The 15,005-nt window shown below is 64.3% G+C and carries 17 protein-coding genes; 10 read left to right on the top strand and 7 right to left on the bottom strand.

What is annotated here, in order from left to right:
* The first annotated feature begins 248 nt into the window (after positions 1 to 248).
* The 4 genes from FHY04_RS17120 to FHY04_RS17105 are packed head-to-tail and all read left to right on the top strand — an operon-like array spanning position 249 to position 3,434.
* Positions 249 to 1,211: a glycosyltransferase family 2 protein gene (locus FHY04_RS17120; RefSeq protein ID WP_206378455.1), complete on the top strand. Its 963-nt coding sequence runs from the start codon at positions 249 to 251 to the stop codon at positions 1,209 to 1,211.
* A gap of 44 nt (positions 1,212 to 1,255) precedes the next feature.
* The gene (locus FHY04_RS17115) at positions 1,256 to 2,194 is read left to right on the top strand and encodes an acyl-CoA dehydrogenase (RefSeq protein WP_231729960.1); all 939 of its coding nucleotides are present in this window, start codon (positions 1,256 to 1,258) and stop codon (positions 2,192 to 2,194) included.
* Positions 2,191 to 2,844, top strand: coding sequence for a PIG-L deacetylase family protein (locus FHY04_RS17110; protein ID WP_010408764.1), 654 nt, complete (start codon positions 2,191 to 2,193; stop codon positions 2,842 to 2,844). The genes FHY04_RS17115 and FHY04_RS17110 overlap by 4 nt, the downstream gene beginning before the upstream one ends.
* A complete protein-coding gene (locus tag FHY04_RS17105; RefSeq protein ID WP_132884333.1) occupies positions 2,841 to 3,434 on the top strand; it encodes a class I SAM-dependent methyltransferase in 594 nt (197 codons plus the stop codon). Before FHY04_RS17110 ends, FHY04_RS17105 begins: the two co-directional genes overlap by 4 nt.
* A gap of 95 nt (positions 3,435 to 3,529) precedes the next feature.
* Here the strand turns inward: FHY04_RS17105 and FHY04_RS17100 are convergent, their stop codons facing one another.
* Positions 3,530 to 5,698, bottom strand: a complete 2,169-nt coding sequence (locus FHY04_RS17100; RefSeq protein WP_018250473.1) for a catalase — start codon at positions 5,696 to 5,698, stop codon at positions 3,530 to 3,532.
* 673 nt (positions 5,699 to 6,371) lie between these two features.
* Between FHY04_RS17100 and FHY04_RS17095 the strand changes: the two genes are divergently transcribed.
* From FHY04_RS17095 to FHY04_RS17080, 4 genes are all read left to right on the top strand, one after another.
* Positions 6,372 to 7,547 carry a zinc-dependent alcohol dehydrogenase gene (locus FHY04_RS17095; RefSeq protein WP_035366856.1) on the top strand — a complete coding sequence of 392 codons (1,176 nt, stop codon included), beginning with the start codon at positions 6,372 to 6,374 and terminating at the stop codon, positions 7,545 to 7,547.
* A 365-nt stretch (positions 7,548 to 7,912) separates the two neighbouring features.
* Complete coding sequence (locus FHY04_RS17090; protein ID WP_010408781.1) at positions 7,913 to 8,587, top strand: putative quinol monooxygenase; 675 nt, start codon at positions 7,913 to 7,915, stop codon at positions 8,585 to 8,587.
* Positions 8,587 to 8,733: a hypothetical protein gene (locus FHY04_RS17085; RefSeq protein WP_018250478.1), complete on the top strand. Its 147-nt coding sequence runs from the start codon at positions 8,587 to 8,589 to the stop codon at positions 8,731 to 8,733. Before FHY04_RS17090 ends, FHY04_RS17085 begins: the two co-directional genes overlap by 1 nt.
* Positions 8,734 to 9,300: 567 nt before the next feature.
* Positions 9,301 to 10,131, top strand: a complete 831-nt coding sequence (locus FHY04_RS17080; RefSeq protein WP_010408784.1) for a BglII/BstYI family type II restriction endonuclease — start codon at positions 9,301 to 9,303, stop codon at positions 10,129 to 10,131.
* On the opposite strand, the gene FHY04_RS17075 is transcribed toward FHY04_RS17080, so the two are convergent.
* The 4 genes from FHY04_RS17075 to FHY04_RS17060 form a co-directional block, all read right to left on the bottom strand.
* Positions 10,097 to 10,783 (bottom strand): MT-A70 family methyltransferase, encoded by a 687-nt coding sequence (locus FHY04_RS17075; protein WP_029623207.1) that lies wholly within the window; start codon positions 10,781 to 10,783, stop codon positions 10,097 to 10,099. The two genes, FHY04_RS17080 and FHY04_RS17075, sit on opposite strands and share 35 nt — an antisense overlap.
* On the bottom strand, positions 10,783 to 10,950 hold the full coding sequence (locus tag FHY04_RS17070; protein ID WP_154651464.1) for a hypothetical protein: 168 nt from the start codon (positions 10,948 to 10,950) through the stop codon (positions 10,783 to 10,785). The genes FHY04_RS17075 and FHY04_RS17070 overlap by 1 nt, the downstream gene beginning before the upstream one ends.
* A gap of 67 nt (positions 10,951 to 11,017) precedes the next feature.
* Positions 11,018 to 11,725, bottom strand: coding sequence for a DUF6118 family protein (locus tag FHY04_RS17065; RefSeq protein WP_183937292.1), 708 nt, complete (start codon positions 11,723 to 11,725; stop codon positions 11,018 to 11,020).
* An 11-nt stretch (positions 11,726 to 11,736) separates the two neighbouring features.
* The gene (locus tag FHY04_RS17060) at positions 11,737 to 12,354 is read right to left on the bottom strand and encodes a hypothetical protein (RefSeq protein WP_066282979.1); all 618 of its coding nucleotides are present in this window, start codon (positions 12,352 to 12,354) and stop codon (positions 11,737 to 11,739) included.
* Between the two features lie 15 nt (positions 12,355 to 12,369).
* On the opposite strand from FHY04_RS17060, the gene FHY04_RS17055 reads away from it, so the two are divergent.
* Complete coding sequence (locus tag FHY04_RS17055; protein ID WP_066282988.1) at positions 12,370 to 12,876, top strand: hypothetical protein; 507 nt, start codon at positions 12,370 to 12,372, stop codon at positions 12,874 to 12,876.
* A gap of 175 nt (positions 12,877 to 13,051) precedes the next feature.
* Complete coding sequence (locus FHY04_RS17050) at positions 13,052 to 13,357, top strand: hypothetical protein (RefSeq protein WP_010408789.1); 306 nt, start codon at positions 13,052 to 13,054, stop codon at positions 13,355 to 13,357.
* Between the two features lie 736 nt (positions 13,358 to 14,093).
* Here FHY04_RS17050 and FHY04_RS17045 read toward each other — a convergent pair.
* Positions 14,094 to 14,603, bottom strand: a complete 510-nt coding sequence (locus tag FHY04_RS17045; RefSeq protein ID WP_022675746.1) for a DUF2726 domain-containing protein — start codon at positions 14,601 to 14,603, stop codon at positions 14,094 to 14,096.
* Positions 14,600 to 15,004, bottom strand: a complete 405-nt coding sequence (locus FHY04_RS17040) for a hypothetical protein (protein WP_022675745.1) — start codon at positions 15,002 to 15,004, stop codon at positions 14,600 to 14,602. Before FHY04_RS17040 ends, FHY04_RS17045 begins: the two co-directional genes overlap by 4 nt.
* Between the last annotated feature and the right edge of the window lies 1 nt (position 15,005).

Here is a 15,005-nt window from a genome sequence, read left to right as displayed (position 1 = left end):
CGGCGCGAACTTCGACGGCTACCTACCCGACGCCGATATCTCGGTTGAAACCGGGCAAACCTATAGTCCTGCATGACGATCTGGCATCTTGCATCACCGCGAGCAGCTATCGAAACCGGCGTTTATCACCTACAGTCCTGCAAGGCAGGGTCGCCGGTCCTGCGAAACCGATGGTGGGGGTGCCGTTGCGACCTGTGTCAGCTGCGATCTGTGTTCCGGTCCGCAACGAGGAGACTGCGTTACCGAAGTTGCTGGAGGCGATCGAGCGACTGGACCTGGGCGACGTCGAGGCTGCCGTGTTCTTCCTCCTTGATAATTGCTCGGATGCGAGCGAGCAGGTAATACTCGAGCATGCTGGTCGCATGGCCCTTCCGTTCACGGTGGCTCAGGGAGACCCGTCCCCTGATGCCAATGCCGGTCGTGCACGCCGGGCCGCCATCGCCCTCGGCCTGCATCATGCGGCGAGCACGCCCCACGGTATTCTCCTGACGACCGACGCCGACAGCCAGCCCCGTGCCGATTGGGTCAGGGCGGCACTGCAGGGCCTGGCCTCGGCCGACCTTGTCGCCGGGCGAATCGTCCGGATCGCAGCGGAGCGGGATCCGGTGCAGGGGAGGGTCGAGCGCTACCTCGATCGGCTTCACGCCTACCGACGATCGGTCGACCCCGTTCCGTGGGACAGTCCGACCGGCTCCCACTGCTCGGGAGGCGCCAACATGGCCTTCCGACCCGGAGCCTATCAGGCGCTGGGTGGCTTCCAGCCGGTGCCATGCGGCGAGGACGCCGCCCTGCTCGACGATGCCGGGCGCGCCGGGTTTCGCGTGCGCCGCGATCCCGGCATGGTGGTTGCGACCTCCTCACGGCGGCTCGGCCGGGCGCCGGGCGGCATGGCGGCTGCGCTCAGTGCCATCGACCATCACGGGGCACCCTCAATGCCGCATCCCCGAGGGGCGGCATGGCAATACCGACAGCAGGCGGAGGCGCGCCGCATTTGGGCCGGGCTCCCCGATTCCTTTGTCGCAGCTCGCTTCGGCGACCGTATCGGATTGACCGGTGACCATGTGATCGGCGTCGCGCGCGACTGCCCCAACGCAGAGGCGTTCGCCATGCGTGTCGTGCCGGCGCTGCCCGATATACCCGACGTCACCCTCGCCGAGGCCGAGCATGCCCTGGCAACGCTCGAGCACCAGCTTTGCGAGCAGGCGGTATGACGACGACCAAAGCTCTGCGCCATGCGATCGTCGCGGCAGGGTGGGTGACCGACCCCGCCGGCGATCCGACGACGCCCGAGGCATATCTGGACCTGCTCCGCCCTCTTTACGCTGCGGGACGCCGGGATCTCCCCATCGGGCGCCTGCTGGAGGGGCATGTCGATGCGGTGCAAATCGTGTTTCGATACGGCACGTCGTCCCAGGTCGCTGCGTTGCGGGCGCGGATCGCTGCGGGAGCGATGCTGGGTGTGTGGAATGCGGGCCTGCCGGGTGAGTCGCTGGTGCTTACCGGCGGACGGCTGACCGGCGGCAAGGGCTATGCATCGGGGGCGGGGATACTGACTCACGCGCTGGTAACTGCGGATAGCGAACGCGGGCCGCAGCTGCTCCTGCTCGACCTGGATGCCGATCCGCCTGCCATCGATCGGGAGTGGTGGCAGACGATCGGCATGCAGCGCTCGGAGACACATCTGGTGCGCTGGTCCGGCTCTGTGATCCGTGAAGACGGCCGTATCGGCGAGCCCGGCAGCTATGCGCGGGAGCCGTTCTTCAGCGGAGGCGCGCTGCGCTTCGCCGCGGTTCATGCCGGGGGCATCGCCGGCCTGCTCGATGCAGTGCGTGACCACCTGACCACCCACGAGCGCGCTTCCGATCCGTTCCAGGCATCGCGCCTCGCCGACCTGTTCCTGCTTGCCCAGGGTGCAGCGGCGAGCATCCGCGACACGGCGGGCGCCTGGTTCAGCGGGACGGATGCGGAACGCCTCGCCCGGGTGTCCGCTGCGCGGCTATCGATCGCCGGCTCTGCCGAGCGCGCCCTGACGATCGCGCAGGAGGCGGTGGGGCTGCAGGGATTGTTCCTATCGCATCCGCTGGCGGCAAAGATCGCCGATCTCATGGTGTACCTGCGCCAGCCTGCGCCCGACGCGCATCGCTTTCGCGTCGGCCAGGCTGTCGCCGAGCACATCCTCGACCCCATTCTGTGAGGATCCCGCTGCGAAACGTACGTGTCGCGCTGGTGATCGCCCCGCACCCGGATGACGAGGTCATCGGCGCGGCAGGCCTCATTGCGCGGCTTCGCCGCCATGGAGCTCGGGTCCGGGTTGCGGTCGTGACCGATGGTGCCGCGTCTCACCGGGGCAGCCGACAATGGCCGAGAGCGCGACTGGTCGCGGCGCGCCAGCGTGAGAGCCTTCATGCGCTACGTCGTCTCGGCATCGTTGCTGGCGACGTCTCGTTCCTCAATTTGCCCGATGGCCAGTTGCCCTCGATCCCGGGACGCTGTTATCGCGCGCTGCGCCGCCAGGTCGCACGATGCCGGGATCTCGATCTCATCGTCGGACCGGCCTGCGATGACGACCATCCCGATCACCGCGCCGTAGCAGCGGCCGTCGCCCGATGCCCGGGTGGCGCCGGTCGGCTGACCTACCGCGTGTGGCCGCCTCGCCCGGACAGGTCCGGACCGGCATGGCGCATCGCTGTGCCCGGAGGAGTTCCGGTTAAGCGGTCGCTGATCCGCGTCTACCGGACGCAGCTCGGCGCCGTTTCCGATGATCCAGCAGGCTTCACGATCGCGAGACACGAGCTTGCGGCCTTTGCTCGTCCGGTCGAGCGCTACCGGCCGGGTTCGAAGTGACGAGCCCGATCGATCTTGCCGGGTTCGCCGCCAAGTTCGCCGGCGACGACGATCCCTGGCGCACCTTCACCGCCCGTGACGAGGCGGTGAAGCGTGCCGCGATCCTGCACGCGATAGGTCACCGACCGGTCGGACGGGTGCTGGAGCTGGCCAGCGGCAACGGATCCAACAGTGCCGCGATCGCGAGGATGGCGTTGCGCCTCGATGCGACCGAGGGCACGAGGGAGGGGGTCGACCTGACGGCACGCGCCGTTGCCGCCTGGCCTCGTGCGTGCGCATCGCTGCTCGTGCTCCCCGGTCGACCGCCACGTCTCGTCTATGACGTGATCGTGATCGCCGAGATCCTGTATTACCTCTCAGCGCGAGAGATGGCCCGGGTTGCGCGTGAGATGGCCGCTCGCCTGCGCCCAGGCGGCATCATCGTGCTCGCGCACCACAGGATTGATTTCTACGATTTCGTCCAGCATGCGGCAGGGATCCACGCCCGGTTCCTCGCAGAGACCGGGCGTTGTTGGACGGTTCGCACCGCGGGCCGCACCGGCCGCTGGGTCGTTACCGCGGCCCGCGATGGTATGACCCGATCCCGTTGAACGCGAGCGAGGCAGCACGTCCCACGTCCGTGCGATATGAGGCTTGCCGTTAAGTGGAGCGGCAGGACGTCCACCTGCCGCTCCCGCCAGGGTCGTCAGGCCGCCGCGTCGAGATCGACCTTCATCTCCCGAGCCCAGAACCTGAGGTCACGACAGGTCGTGACGAACGCCTTGACGTCCTTGCTCTTGCTTAGGGCTACGAAGCCATCGTCAAGCTCCGGCACCCGAGAAGCGTCGAACAACGTGGCGGCTGCATCGGTGTAGCCGATGAACTTGCAGTGGCCGAACGCGTCCGCCACGAAGTCCTTGGAGGCCGCATCCTTGGCGAGCATCGCAACCCCCTCCTCGGACGGGAGCACCGCGACGGCATCGAACAGGACCGAAGGTCCGCCGTCGATCTTCTGCTTGGCCGCGACCTTGGTGCCGTCGTCGAGCGTGACCCCGCCGATCTTCGGCGCGACCACCTCCCAGACCGCGCCTTCGGCTTCCAGCGCCTTCGTCAGCGCATTGAACAGCTCGGCGCTCGACCCATCGGTCAGCAGCAGGCCCATCTTTCGCCCGGCGAAATTCGCCGGGCCGTTGGCGACGATCGAGAGCGCCGACGATGTCGGCAGGTCTAGCGTCGGCTTGGCCGCCTTGGCGGCGTCCGGCAGGTCGAGGCCGAGCCCGTCCGCAACGGTAGCGGCGAGATCCTCGTCGATGTTGCGCAGGTGGCTGACCGCCCGGGCCCGGATGTCGACACGATCTACCTTCGACAGCTCGAACACCAGCGCGTCGCCGATGTGCTTCTGCTCGATCGGCTGCTGGCTGAGATAGAACTGCCGCGCCTGGCTGTAATGATCGGCAAAGGTTTCGGACCGAACCCGCTGCTTAGTCCCCTGAACCTCGGCGGGGAAGCTGGTGAAGCCGATCTCCGCGTTCTCGCGCGGACCGCCTTCCGCGCCCCAGCTGTTCGGCTCATAGTTCACGCGCCCCTTCGGATTGCGCATCGCCATGTGGCCGTCCTGCTGGAAGTTCATCACCGGACAGCGCGGGGCATTGATCGGCAGGTGGGTGAAGTTCGGGCTGCCGAGCCGCTTCAGCTGGGTATCGAGATAGGAGAAGTTGCGGCCGTGCAGCAGCGGGTCGTCACTGAAGTCGATGCCCGGCACGATGTTCTGCGTGCAGTAGGCGACCTGCTCGGTTTCGGCGAAGAAGTTGTCGACGTTGCGATTAAGCGTGAGCGTACCGACGATGCGGACCGGCACGTCCTCCTCGGGGATGAGCTTGGTCGAGTCGAGATGGTCGAAGGGAAGCTTGTCGGCGGTTTCCTGATCGAACAGCTGGACGCCGAGATCCCATTGCGGGAAGTCACCGCTCTCGATCGCCTCCCAGAGATCGCGGCGATGATAGTCGGGATCGGCGCCGCTGATCTTGACCGCTTCGTTCCACAGCACCGACTGGAGCCCCTGGCGCGGCTTCCAGTGGAACTTGACGAAGGTCGACCTGCCTTCCGCGTTCACCAGGCGGAAGCTGTGGACGCCGAAGCCCTCCATCGTGCGGAAGGAGCGGGGGATCGTGCGATCGGACATGATCCACATGATCATGTGCCAGGCTTCCGGGGTGAGGCTGGCGAAATCCCAGAAATTGTCGTGTGCGGTTTGCGCCTGGGGGAACGCCCGGTCGGGCTCCTGCTTAGCCGCATGGACCAGATCGGGGAACTTGATGGCATCCTGGATGAAGAACACCGGGATGTTGTTGCCGACGATGTCCCAGTTGCCCTGCTTCGTGTACATCTTGACGGCGAAGCCGCGCACGTCGCGCGCCAGATCGCGCGAGCCCTTGTTGCCCGCTACCGTTGAGAAGCGGACGAACACCTCCGTCTGCTGCCCGACCGTGCTCAGCACGTCGGCGCGGGTGTAGTCGGCCAGACTGTCGGTCAGCTCGAACACGCCGTGCGCGCCATAGCCGCGTGCGTGGACGACGCGCTCCGGGATGCGCTCGTGATCGAAATGGAAGATCTTTTCGCGGAGGATGAAGTCCTCGAGCAGCGTGGGGCCCCGCAGACCCGCCTTGAGACTGTTCTGGGCGTCCGCGATCGGGATGCCCTGCTGCGTGGTCATGGTAAGTGCCGCGTCCGAGGTCGTCTGGCGGGTTTCGCCGCCATGGCCCTGCTGCTCGGCATAGTTCGTCGGCTGGTCGGCACCCGCCGGCAGCGGCGGTGCCTTCTTGGCCGTCTCGCCCTTGAGTTTCACCGCGTCGCTTTTGATGCTCTTGCGTGCCATGGACGTAATCCTCCGATCACGCCCTTAATGCCACCAGCGCCACGGCGATGCGAGGCATAAATCTTTGTAGCGACTGGGAACCGACCCGGAGGACCGAAATCAAGTTATGTCAGTCGAGCATGGTCGCCGGTTCGGACGACAGGCGCGGGCTCGGCAACGTAAGTGTTCATGGCTGCGCAGAACCCGACTGCGGCTTCCTTGGTCCTGGATCACAGCCAGGGAAAGCCGATATGAGCCGGTTGGAGATGTCTTAACGCCTTGCCGTTAGCCGAGCATGATGTACTCCCAGGTCGTACAGGTTTTCGACTGCGTCCGGCACGACCACGATCTGTGGTTGGTGCTGCTCGCCGGCCTGGTTTGCCTCTGCGGAATCTATGCGTCCTTTGCCCTGGCCGACCATGCCATACGCTCAGGGCGGAAGACGCGCAGCCTGTGAGAACCTATCACCATCGTGTCGGCCGGCTGCACGGCCTGGGCGACCCACTTCATTATCTTGCTGGCTTTCAAGCCGGGCATGCCGTCTGCGTTCAACCCGCTGGCCGTACGGCCGTTTTACGGCCGCTCGTTGATGTAAACGAATCAAATGGACAGGGACCCATGCCGCGGCTCAAGGCGTTGAGCGTCATAGACATGGCCCTGACGACAGGGACATGCACTCAGATGAGGAAACGACATGCGCGCACTATGCTGGCACGGTAAAGGCGATGTCCGCGTCGACACCGTTGCGGATCCCGAGATCAAGCACCCGCGCGATGCGATCATCAAAGTAACCGCCTGCGCGATCTGCGGGTCGGACCTTCACCTGCTGGATGGCTACCAGCCCACCATGGAGGCCGGCGACATCCTCGGCCACGAGAACATGGGCGAGGTCGTGGCGCTCGGGTCCGAGGTCACCAACCTCAAGATCGGGGACCGGGTGGTGGTGCCGTTCACGATCAGCTGCGGCGATTGCTGGTTCTGCAAGAAGGGTCTGTTTGCGGCCTGCGATCGGACCAATCCGAACGCCGAGATGGCCGCCAAGGCGATGGGCCATTCGCCCGCCGGGCTGTTCGGCTTCAGCCACATGCTGGGCGGCTACTGCGGCGGTCAGGCGGAGTATCTCCGCGTGCCGATGGCGGATGTCGGTCCGATCAAGATTCCCGACAACGTTACCGACGAGCAGGCCCTCTTCCTATCGGATATCTTCCCGACCGGCTACATGGCCGCCGAGAATGCGCAGATCGAGCATGGCGACACCGTCGCGATCTGGGGCTGCGGTCCGGTCGGCCAGTTCGCCATCCGCTCCGCGCTGATGATGGGCGCCGGCCGCGTGATCGCGATCGACGAGGTGCCCGAGCGACTCGCCATGGCGGAGGCCGGTGGCGCTGAGACGATTAACTTCGCCGAAACCGATGTCTACGACGAGCTGCAGGCGCGAACCAAGGGCCGGGGCCCCGACAGCTGCATCGATGCTGTCGGCTGCGAGGCGGCCGCGCACGGGGCGGCGGACGCGGTCATGGACAAGGTGAAGGCAAGCATGATGCTCGCCACTGATCGCGTCCACGTCCTGCGGCAGGCGATCATGAGCTGCCGCAAGGGCGGCACGGTCTCCGTGCCCGGCGTCTACGTCGGGATGGGTGACAAGCTTCCGATCGGTGCAGCGATGAACAAAGGACTAACGATCAAGCTCGGCCAAACCCACGTGCAGCGCTATACTAGACCGTTGCTGGAAAAAATCGTCGCGGGCGCGATCGACCCCAGCTTCGTGATCACCCACCCGGCCAGTCTTGAAGACGCGCCAGAAATGTACGCTAAATTCCGCGACAAGGAAGAAGGTGTGATCAAGGTTGTTATGCGCCCGCACGGTTGATTGGCGGAATAACCGGGAACAGGACGCTTATCGATGCCGATCGACACCGCCGCTTTGGAGCACGTGTAGCGGCGGTGTCGATCAGCTTGCGACCAAGTATGTCGGCAGACCTAGGGTCAGGACTCGTTGACCATAGCGAACAGCGATGGCCGACGCACCAGGAAGCGAAGCGCCACTTGGCGTGCGGTCGCGCCGTGGCTGGCCGCGATCTCCTCCAGCACGCGCCCGCCAGGGGTGCGCGGGCCGGGGAAGTCGCCCTGGCCGAACGGGCTGTCGGCGCCCGGCCGCGCGAACTTCCCATGATTTAGGCCCAGGACGCCTTCCGTGGAGCTCGAGGCGCTACCATCGGAACAAGGAGAGAAAAGATGCACAAGGCACTGTTCGTAGGCATTGAAGCCGGGCCGACCCACCAGGAAGATGCCGCTGAATTCCTCCGGGGTGCGCTGGAGCCGGTCGAGCATGAGCAGGACACGCGGCACTGGTACGCGCTGCGCTTTGGCCCCGCCGACTTCGCCATCTTCGATACCTTCCCCGGCAATGCCGGCCGGCTGAAGCATCTGTTCGGCACGGTCGGCCGGGCGCTGGTCGTGAAGACCTTCACCATCCTCAACGGATTGCCGGAGATCGAGCCGGCCGACATCCTCGCCCTCAAGGTGCCGGCGGCGGACGCCCTGCCGCGCTTGGCCCTGCATGTTCCGCTTGAAGCACGGGACGGTGCGGAGGAAGAGGTTGCCCGCTTCCTCCAAGGAGCCCGATCGGCCGTGGAGCGGGAGCCTGGCACCCTGTCGTGGTACGCTCTGCGTCTCGGAAAGACTCGGTTCGCCATCCTCGATACCTTCGCCGACGAGGCAGGGCGCGAGACGCATCTGTCGGGCGAAATCGGCACGGCGCTATCCGGAAGCGCTGCTTCGCTGTTCGCCGAGCCTCCCCAGATCCACCGCGCACAAATCTTGGCGTTCAAGATTGCATCCGCTGGTGATGAGGAGAGGACGAGCAGGAACACGTCGGTCGCGCGGCCCCTTGAGAGAGGGACAGTCTGATGGACACGAAGCAGAAGGTGCTCGTTGGAGCGGCCGTCGCCAGCACCGCGGCAGCCGGGGCCGCGTTCGCGTTCAAGTCCGCGGGCACGGATTCGAAGCTCACCAAGGTCGCGTGTCCGCCGTCAGCACCAATGGCACAGATTTGAGGTTGTGATTTAAGGAGGATCTGGGCTTCGTCGTAGTGACGAAGGAACGAAGATGAAGCCCAGATCCTCCAATGTAAAATCGCCCGCCAAGGCCTCAGCAGAGCGGGTAGTGAACCGTGGATTTGAGGGATGCACAGCTCCCTGGGGTCGATTGTCGTTAGCGGCAAACCATTGAACATCGGGTATGGTCAGTTCCGTCCGCTCACGGACGTGCTGATCGGAAAAGCGCTCTCTACCGCCACAAGCGGTGTAGAGGGCGACTAGGTGCTTGGTCGCAAGATCCTTCTCCAAGCTGCGGGCACCCGCAATTTGGGCGAAGCTCGATCGCCCCAATAGGGAGCCGTAGCGCTCAGGGCTGACGCGCTCTCCGTCCAGCTCCCTATCCTCAATGAGACGATCTAGTGCGAGAAACAGGGCATCCACCCACCACCGCTCTACCCGCTTGCCGGCAAAGTCGGATAGGTGGCCAATCCTCTCGTGCGCAATCGCCTCGGTGAGCATAGGGGCCTCGCCCTAGCCCGGCAATCTATGGCACCTGGGCGCATCAGAAGCGACTCTTGGACGAGCATGTTTGAAGATCTGGCCGCTCGCGGCTTCCAAATTGAGTTTCACAGCCATGCCACGGCCATCCTGAGCGTCGATTTTCCCGACGCGATCGGGGAGTTGGAAGCGGCGCTCGGCGCGCTATCCATCCCAATTGAGGAGATCATCGGCTCGGGTGGAGGCGAGACAAAGGGCACTCAGCGTCTCCGGCGCGCCTTGGCCGAGCTGGGCTGGCACAAGGTCAATTTCACGATCGAAAAGCGCATCAACGGCGTCCAAAGGGAGTCGATCTCCCATGAGGTCGATCATGTCCGTACCTTCGCCGATGGCCGCGTCATCGCGCTCGAAATCGAGTGGAACAACAAGGATCCATTCTTCGACCGCGACCTGGAGAACTTTAAGCGGCTGCACGCGGAGGGGGCGATCAGCGTTGGCGTGATTGTCACGCGGGGATCGAGCCTACAGGACGACATGGTGCAGCTCGTCCGCCGGTTTGCAACCGAGCGGGGTCTGGAGTCGAGTGATGACCTTGGATCTTTGGGACTGACGCCCACCCCCCGGCAGAAGGCCGATGTTGCTCGGCGTATGCGAGCAGGCGGCGCGACCTTTGCAGACGCTTGGTCGCTTAGTTTCGTGAAGGATAAATATGGGGCCGCCACGACCCATTGGCGAAAGCTAGAAGATCGCGTGCACCGCGGCGTCGGCAATCCATGCCCGCTCCTCCTCATTGGACTACCCAGCTCAATCGTCACTTTCGATGAGCATCTCGACGTGGGCGCCATCGCCGAGGGCGAGGAGGAGCAGGAGATCCTTGCTGAGCCTATTCAGCCGCTTCCGCCACCAGCCCAGCCCTAGAGTGATGGGCATACGTCGGCCAGGAAGGGGTATATTCCTCGTCCGCCTGGTTGCCCCATACGGTCCAATCCGGCCGCGTTCCACGCGAGAACATCTCCAAGAACGGGCCGGGGCTGCATTCCTCAATCAGCGGATATTGCTCGTCAGGCTTACGGCTGTGCTCCCGCTTGCGGCTCTCAAGATAGTTCACCTGTGTCCGACCCGGATCAAGCGTGCGGGCGTTCTTGCCCCGGACGCCAAATAGGATCAGTTCTGTAACGTTGCGGAAATAGAATCCCACGCCCCGACCATCAGATCCGCCATCCTTGCGGATCTTCCGCCATACGATGTTGGATTTATACTCAAAGCCCCATTCCCGCATTACACGCAAGCCGTCCGGCAAGAGCGCATTAGGCACCCACAGGTAGAGGTGGGCGGTTGGCGCAACGCACTCCTGCACCGGTAGCTCGCAAATCTCGTCCAGCGTCATTGTCCCGTAGCGGTTTAGGCGGCGGTGCTCGGGTGCCACCTTCCCGGTACGGTTTTGAAACTGCCACGGCGGATCCGCCAGTACTGTTCTGAAATTGCCGCCCCCTGCGACGTTCAACAGATCCATAGCTGCCGGACTATAATCCGGTGACTTCTTGGACGCCTTGCGCTTGGATTCTGACATTAGGCTGCGTCCTCATTCTTAATCGATTTTGGCGCGCGACCCACATAGCCACGCAAGCCTCGCCGGATGACCTGACTCACTGTTTCGTCACGACTATCAGCAACTTGCCGTGCCTTTTGCGCGAGCTTCTTCGGCACCCGCACTGTTACAACGATATCGTCTGCCATATGCCTCTCCGGCGTACCATGTATGTTCTGGTATTGCCTTGTAATACGGATTGCAAGACGATTACCCTCACTTACGAGCCTCTTTGCCTACTGGCTCGACCGTGCCGGTGCACTGCACCGATTTTCCTGTCTTGTTGGCGCGCTTCTGACACGCCTCCAGCACCTCACGATTGGCGGTCACAATTCGATCACCCGCGGCGATGTTGGCGAAAGCGTCGGGCGCGCTTGCCCGCATGAGGCGCTGGCCGCCTTCCCACATCGGCAGGTCGAGCGAGCGTGCCGCCATCTTCTCCGGCCATTGCCAGCTCGCGGGCACGGCGCGCGCGACAATGCCGGCGAACACCGCCCACAGGATCATGCCGACCACAATCCCGCCGATCGCGCTCCACATCAGCCAGCGGTTCTGCTCATCGCCACGCCGCGCCGACACGACATAGCTGTGAAGCTGGCGCGTCACGTCCTCCAGGCCGGTGCGCGCCGTAGCGATCGTCTGCCGGTCTTCCTGGCGCGCCGTGCTTGCCGCCGCGGTGATCCGTCCCGCCAATAGCTCGGGCGTCATCGCCAGCATCGGGCTTTTGACCAGCATATCGACGCGCTGCGCGGTGGCGGTGATGTTGTTGGCGATCACGCCTAACGTCTCGGAATAGTCGGGCGGTTCCGGCACCTCCATGCGCTCGGCCGTCAGCCGCTCGACGGCACGGCGCATCAGCGTCACCTCGGCGCGCAGCTCTTCGAACGCCTGTGCGGCTTCATTCGGCCCTTCTTCATCCGTCACACGTCATCCCCTTATAGGCTCATGCCCCTGTCGCGCTCGCGGCCGATCCCGATCGACTGCTCCAGCGATTTCTCGATGCTCCGGCCGCGCTCCAGTTTCAGCTCCAGCTCGGGCGCGCGGCGCTCCAGCGCCTTCGCCAGCTCAGGGTCCCGGCGCAGGCCCTCGGCCATCGCGCCCATGCGCGTGGTAGCCTTCTCGGCCCGGACCTGGTCGCCGCCTGCCCGCTCGCGCGCCAGTCCCCGCCAACTCTCCACAAACCGGTCGGCGCGCGCGTCGGAGTCGAGCCGCACCCGGCGCTCCTCGGCCATCGCGCGCACCGCGCCGCCGGTCTTGCCCTCCGCCGCCTGCCCGATCAGCCCAGGATCGCGACGGAACGCGGAAGCGAGGTCGCGCGCAGCATCGGGCCGCACCTGGTCCAGCGCCTCGCCGGCGCGGCGCAACGCGCTCTCCTGATGCGGCAGCACCGGCAGCTCCTGCGCGCGCATCCGGCCTATGTCGGCCGACGCCCGCGCATAGCGTTCGATCGCCCTGGCCTGATCCGGCTTGCCGCCGCTCGCCGCGCCAGCACGATCCGGGGTAGGTGCCTTCTCCGGCGTGGCGGCAGGCTTGGGCCGGAAGCCCGCGAACATGTCCCTACCAAGTCGGTGTACCTGCACATCGCCATGCCGGCGGGCTGCGACCCTGCCCTCGGGCGAGCGGTCAGCAACTGGAACGCTCAAGGGTCGCGCTTCTACTATCAGTGGGACGCGGCGAATAACCTGACCACCACGCGAGGGACCGAGACCACGGCTCAGATCGTGACCGTGGAGGACGGCTATCCCACCAACTCGACCGCCCTCGCGTCGACCAACCTGTGGACCAGCGGATCGACCATCACCCAGGCAGACGTGATCGTGAAGGCCGATTACCTCTGGTATTATGGCGATGAGTCGGGTGGGCGGTTCCATTGCCCGTCTACTCGGTCGAGCCCTCCTTCCGGCTCGTTTGATTATGAGTCGACCATGACGCATGAGCTCGGCCATGCTTTGGGCTTCGGTGAAGCCAACAACACGGCGTGCGTCATGCACTATAGTCAGCCGGCGGGCGTGGTGCGTCGCACCCCGTGCTCGACGGAGACGACAGCGCTTCGCAACGCCTACGGAGTGCGGTGATATGAGGGTCGCGGTGTGGTCGGTAGCGGGATTGCTGCTAGTGTCCTGCTCGCCGAACGCACCGCAACCCGAGGTCCCGGCCGGCTGGAAGTCGGTCGGGATCCCTTCGTGCTGCACGGTCGCCATTCCATCAGATGCGACTCTGAAGGCGGGAAAGGACCCGGTAGACGATCCGGTGTTCCTGCTGCGCGGGCCGGGCTACGAAGGCATGTTCACAGTGACAGGCCGAGGATCGGCGCTGCCGATCGCGAGCTCCGGGACCAACTACAAAGCGGATCAGCTCACGCTCGACGGCCGCCCCGCAGGCGTAGCTTCCTACCGTGTCGCCGACCCGAACTATCCCGAGCGCCGCAGCCTTCTGTGGACGTTTGCTGGGCGGAACGACGGATCGGGGAAGAACCTGGTGCTTGATCTTTCCTGCAAGGAAACGGGTTGTGCCGTATTCCTGCCTATGATCGGCTCCCTCGACGCAAAACCATGAATACTCGCTGCCTTATGGGTCAATGCCGACCGGGAAGCCGATCCGGCTTGTCGGCCGGCTGGAGCGTTCGTTATGGGGCGACGACGACTTTGGCCGGTTCCAGCTAGACGACGCCGCGGTCATCGCAGTCGACGGGCCACGTTGAGGCGGGCCCGGCTGGGCCGAAGGTCGAGCCCACGGGTTGGGTAGGCGGGATAACGACGCAGCCGCTACGATCGGGGCGGTTCCTTTATACCGGCTGGGGCATGAAGAGAATCCTATCCCGACCATTGATCCCATTCGGGACGGTCGCGGCCAGCGCGCTTCGACTGGTTCAGTCGTAAACGTATATCTGTGCCCGCTCTATGCGCCACCCGCTGTTCGCAAAAGCCTTCCTTTCTGACGACCTTGCCGGCGGGCCATGACCGCACCGCATTTCTGCTGCCCGCCGCTTGTCAGAACTGTTCTGAAAACGTGCTTCGCAAAAGCGTCTGCCGGCGACGGGTTTGGAGAACCCACTGGTAGAAAGCGTGAGCATGACGCCTCGTTTGCAAGCAGCGCCGGATAATGGCGAGCACACTGGCAGATAATTTGAGCAGGTTGCCACGCGCCAGTGGCAGATAGCGTGAGCAGAAAATCTGGCTGTTTGCGAGCAGGCGCCGTTATGATTGCAAGCGCCTACAGGTAGGGGCGCTCTGAGCGTCATCTAATCCGCTGGCTTCGGCAGATGGACGTGATCGTTCGGCTATTGCCATGGCTACATGACCTCGTGGCGGGGAAGGTTCTGTGCGGGGAGGGGTCGCAGCGACGCGACGATCGGCATGACGTCGTTGAAGTTGGGCTGCACGCGCCCGGGCACGCGGATCGTGCGATATCCCGCATAAGCCGTCATTTCGTCGCGAACGCGGTCCTTGAACGGGTTATGCGACCAGTCGTCGACCTCGATTAGCGCGACGATCAGGCCCGTCGCACGATCCTGCGCCACGAAGTCGACGATCTTCTGCGAAAAGGCATTCCGGTCGGAAATCTTGCTCTTCCGCATTGGGCTTTGCGGTACGCGCAGAAGCGCTCCCATCGCGACTTGCGCATGGATACGGCAGTGCGGCAGGGCGCGCTCGAGGACGTTGAGCATGGCCGTCTCGCGCGGGGTCAGGAAGCGTTTCGCAACCGGGCGCGGTGGACCGAATATGTTTCGAACACCTAGCGCCTTCAGGATGAGGACGGCCGAGACCAATGCGATCAGGAGGGGGAGGGGCTTGTCCATCATCGGACGGCACTCAGAGGGATCGAATCCGATGTTTTGCCGCTCTCAGCCGCTGATAGCCGGTTTTCGGACATAGAAAGCCACTGCACCTCTTTTGATGATGCTGGCCTTCCGGGGATGAGCTGCGCGGCGACGACGATGATCGCGAATATGACTAGGACCCGGGCGAGTTGAACGATCATGCGCCGATCGATCGATCGGCGCGCATCGTCCTTCTTCTCCAGTTCGGCTGCACCCTGCAGACAGGCGAGCGCTCCGTCACTCAGGATACGAGCATTTTGGGTTTCGTCGTCAAACAGGGTGGCGTCGCCACTCGAAAACCGACTGGCTCGAATAGCGAGCAGATCATGCGCGAGCCTGCGCAACTCTTCGGACGTGGGTTTGCTCTGAAATATCGGGCTCATG

This window comes from Sphingomonas sp. BK481 (assembly GCF_014194875.1).
GTDB classification, from domain to species: Bacteria; Pseudomonadota; Alphaproteobacteria; order Sphingomonadales; family Sphingomonadaceae; genus Sphingomonas; species Sphingomonas aerolata.
This window is presented reverse-complemented; position numbering and strand designations above follow the sequence as displayed.

Bases quoted from the DNA above. Each gene is read 5' to 3' on its own strand.
- FHY04_RS17100 (WP_018250473.1), bottom strand. From the start codon at position 5,698: ATGGCACGCAAGAGCATCAAAAGCGACGCGGTGAAACTCAAGGGCGAG.
- FHY04_RS17095 (WP_035366856.1), top strand. From the start codon at position 6,372: ATGCGCGCACTATGCTGGCACGGTAAAGGCGATGTCCGCGTCGACACC.
- FHY04_RS17090 (WP_010408781.1), top strand. From the start codon at position 7,913: ATGCACAAGGCACTGTTCGTAGGCATTGAAGCCGGGCCGACCCACCAG.
- FHY04_RS17085 (WP_018250478.1), top strand. From the start codon at position 8,587: ATGGACACGAAGCAGAAGGTGCTCGTTGGAGCGGCCGTCGCCAGCACC.
- FHY04_RS17080 (WP_010408784.1), top strand. From the start codon at position 9,301: ATGTTTGAAGATCTGGCCGCTCGCGGCTTCCAAATTGAGTTTCACAGC.
- FHY04_RS17075 (WP_029623207.1), bottom strand. From the start codon at position 10,783: ATGTCAGAATCCAAGCGCAAGGCGTCCAAGAAGTCACCGGATTATAGT.
- FHY04_RS17070 (WP_154651464.1), bottom strand. From the start codon at position 10,950: ATGGCAGACGATATCGTTGTAACAGTGCGGGTGCCGAAGAAGCTCGCG.
- FHY04_RS17060 (WP_066282979.1), bottom strand. From the start codon at position 12,354: ATGTTCGCGGGCTTCCGGCCCAAGCCTGCCGCCACGCCGGAGAAGGCA.
- FHY04_RS17045 (WP_022675746.1), bottom strand. From the start codon at position 14,603: ATGATGGACAAGCCCCTCCCCCTCCTGATCGCATTGGTCTCGGCCGTC.
- FHY04_RS17040 (WP_022675745.1), bottom strand. From the start codon at position 15,004: ATGAGCCCGATATTTCAGAGCAAACCCACGTCCGAAGAGTTGCGCAGG.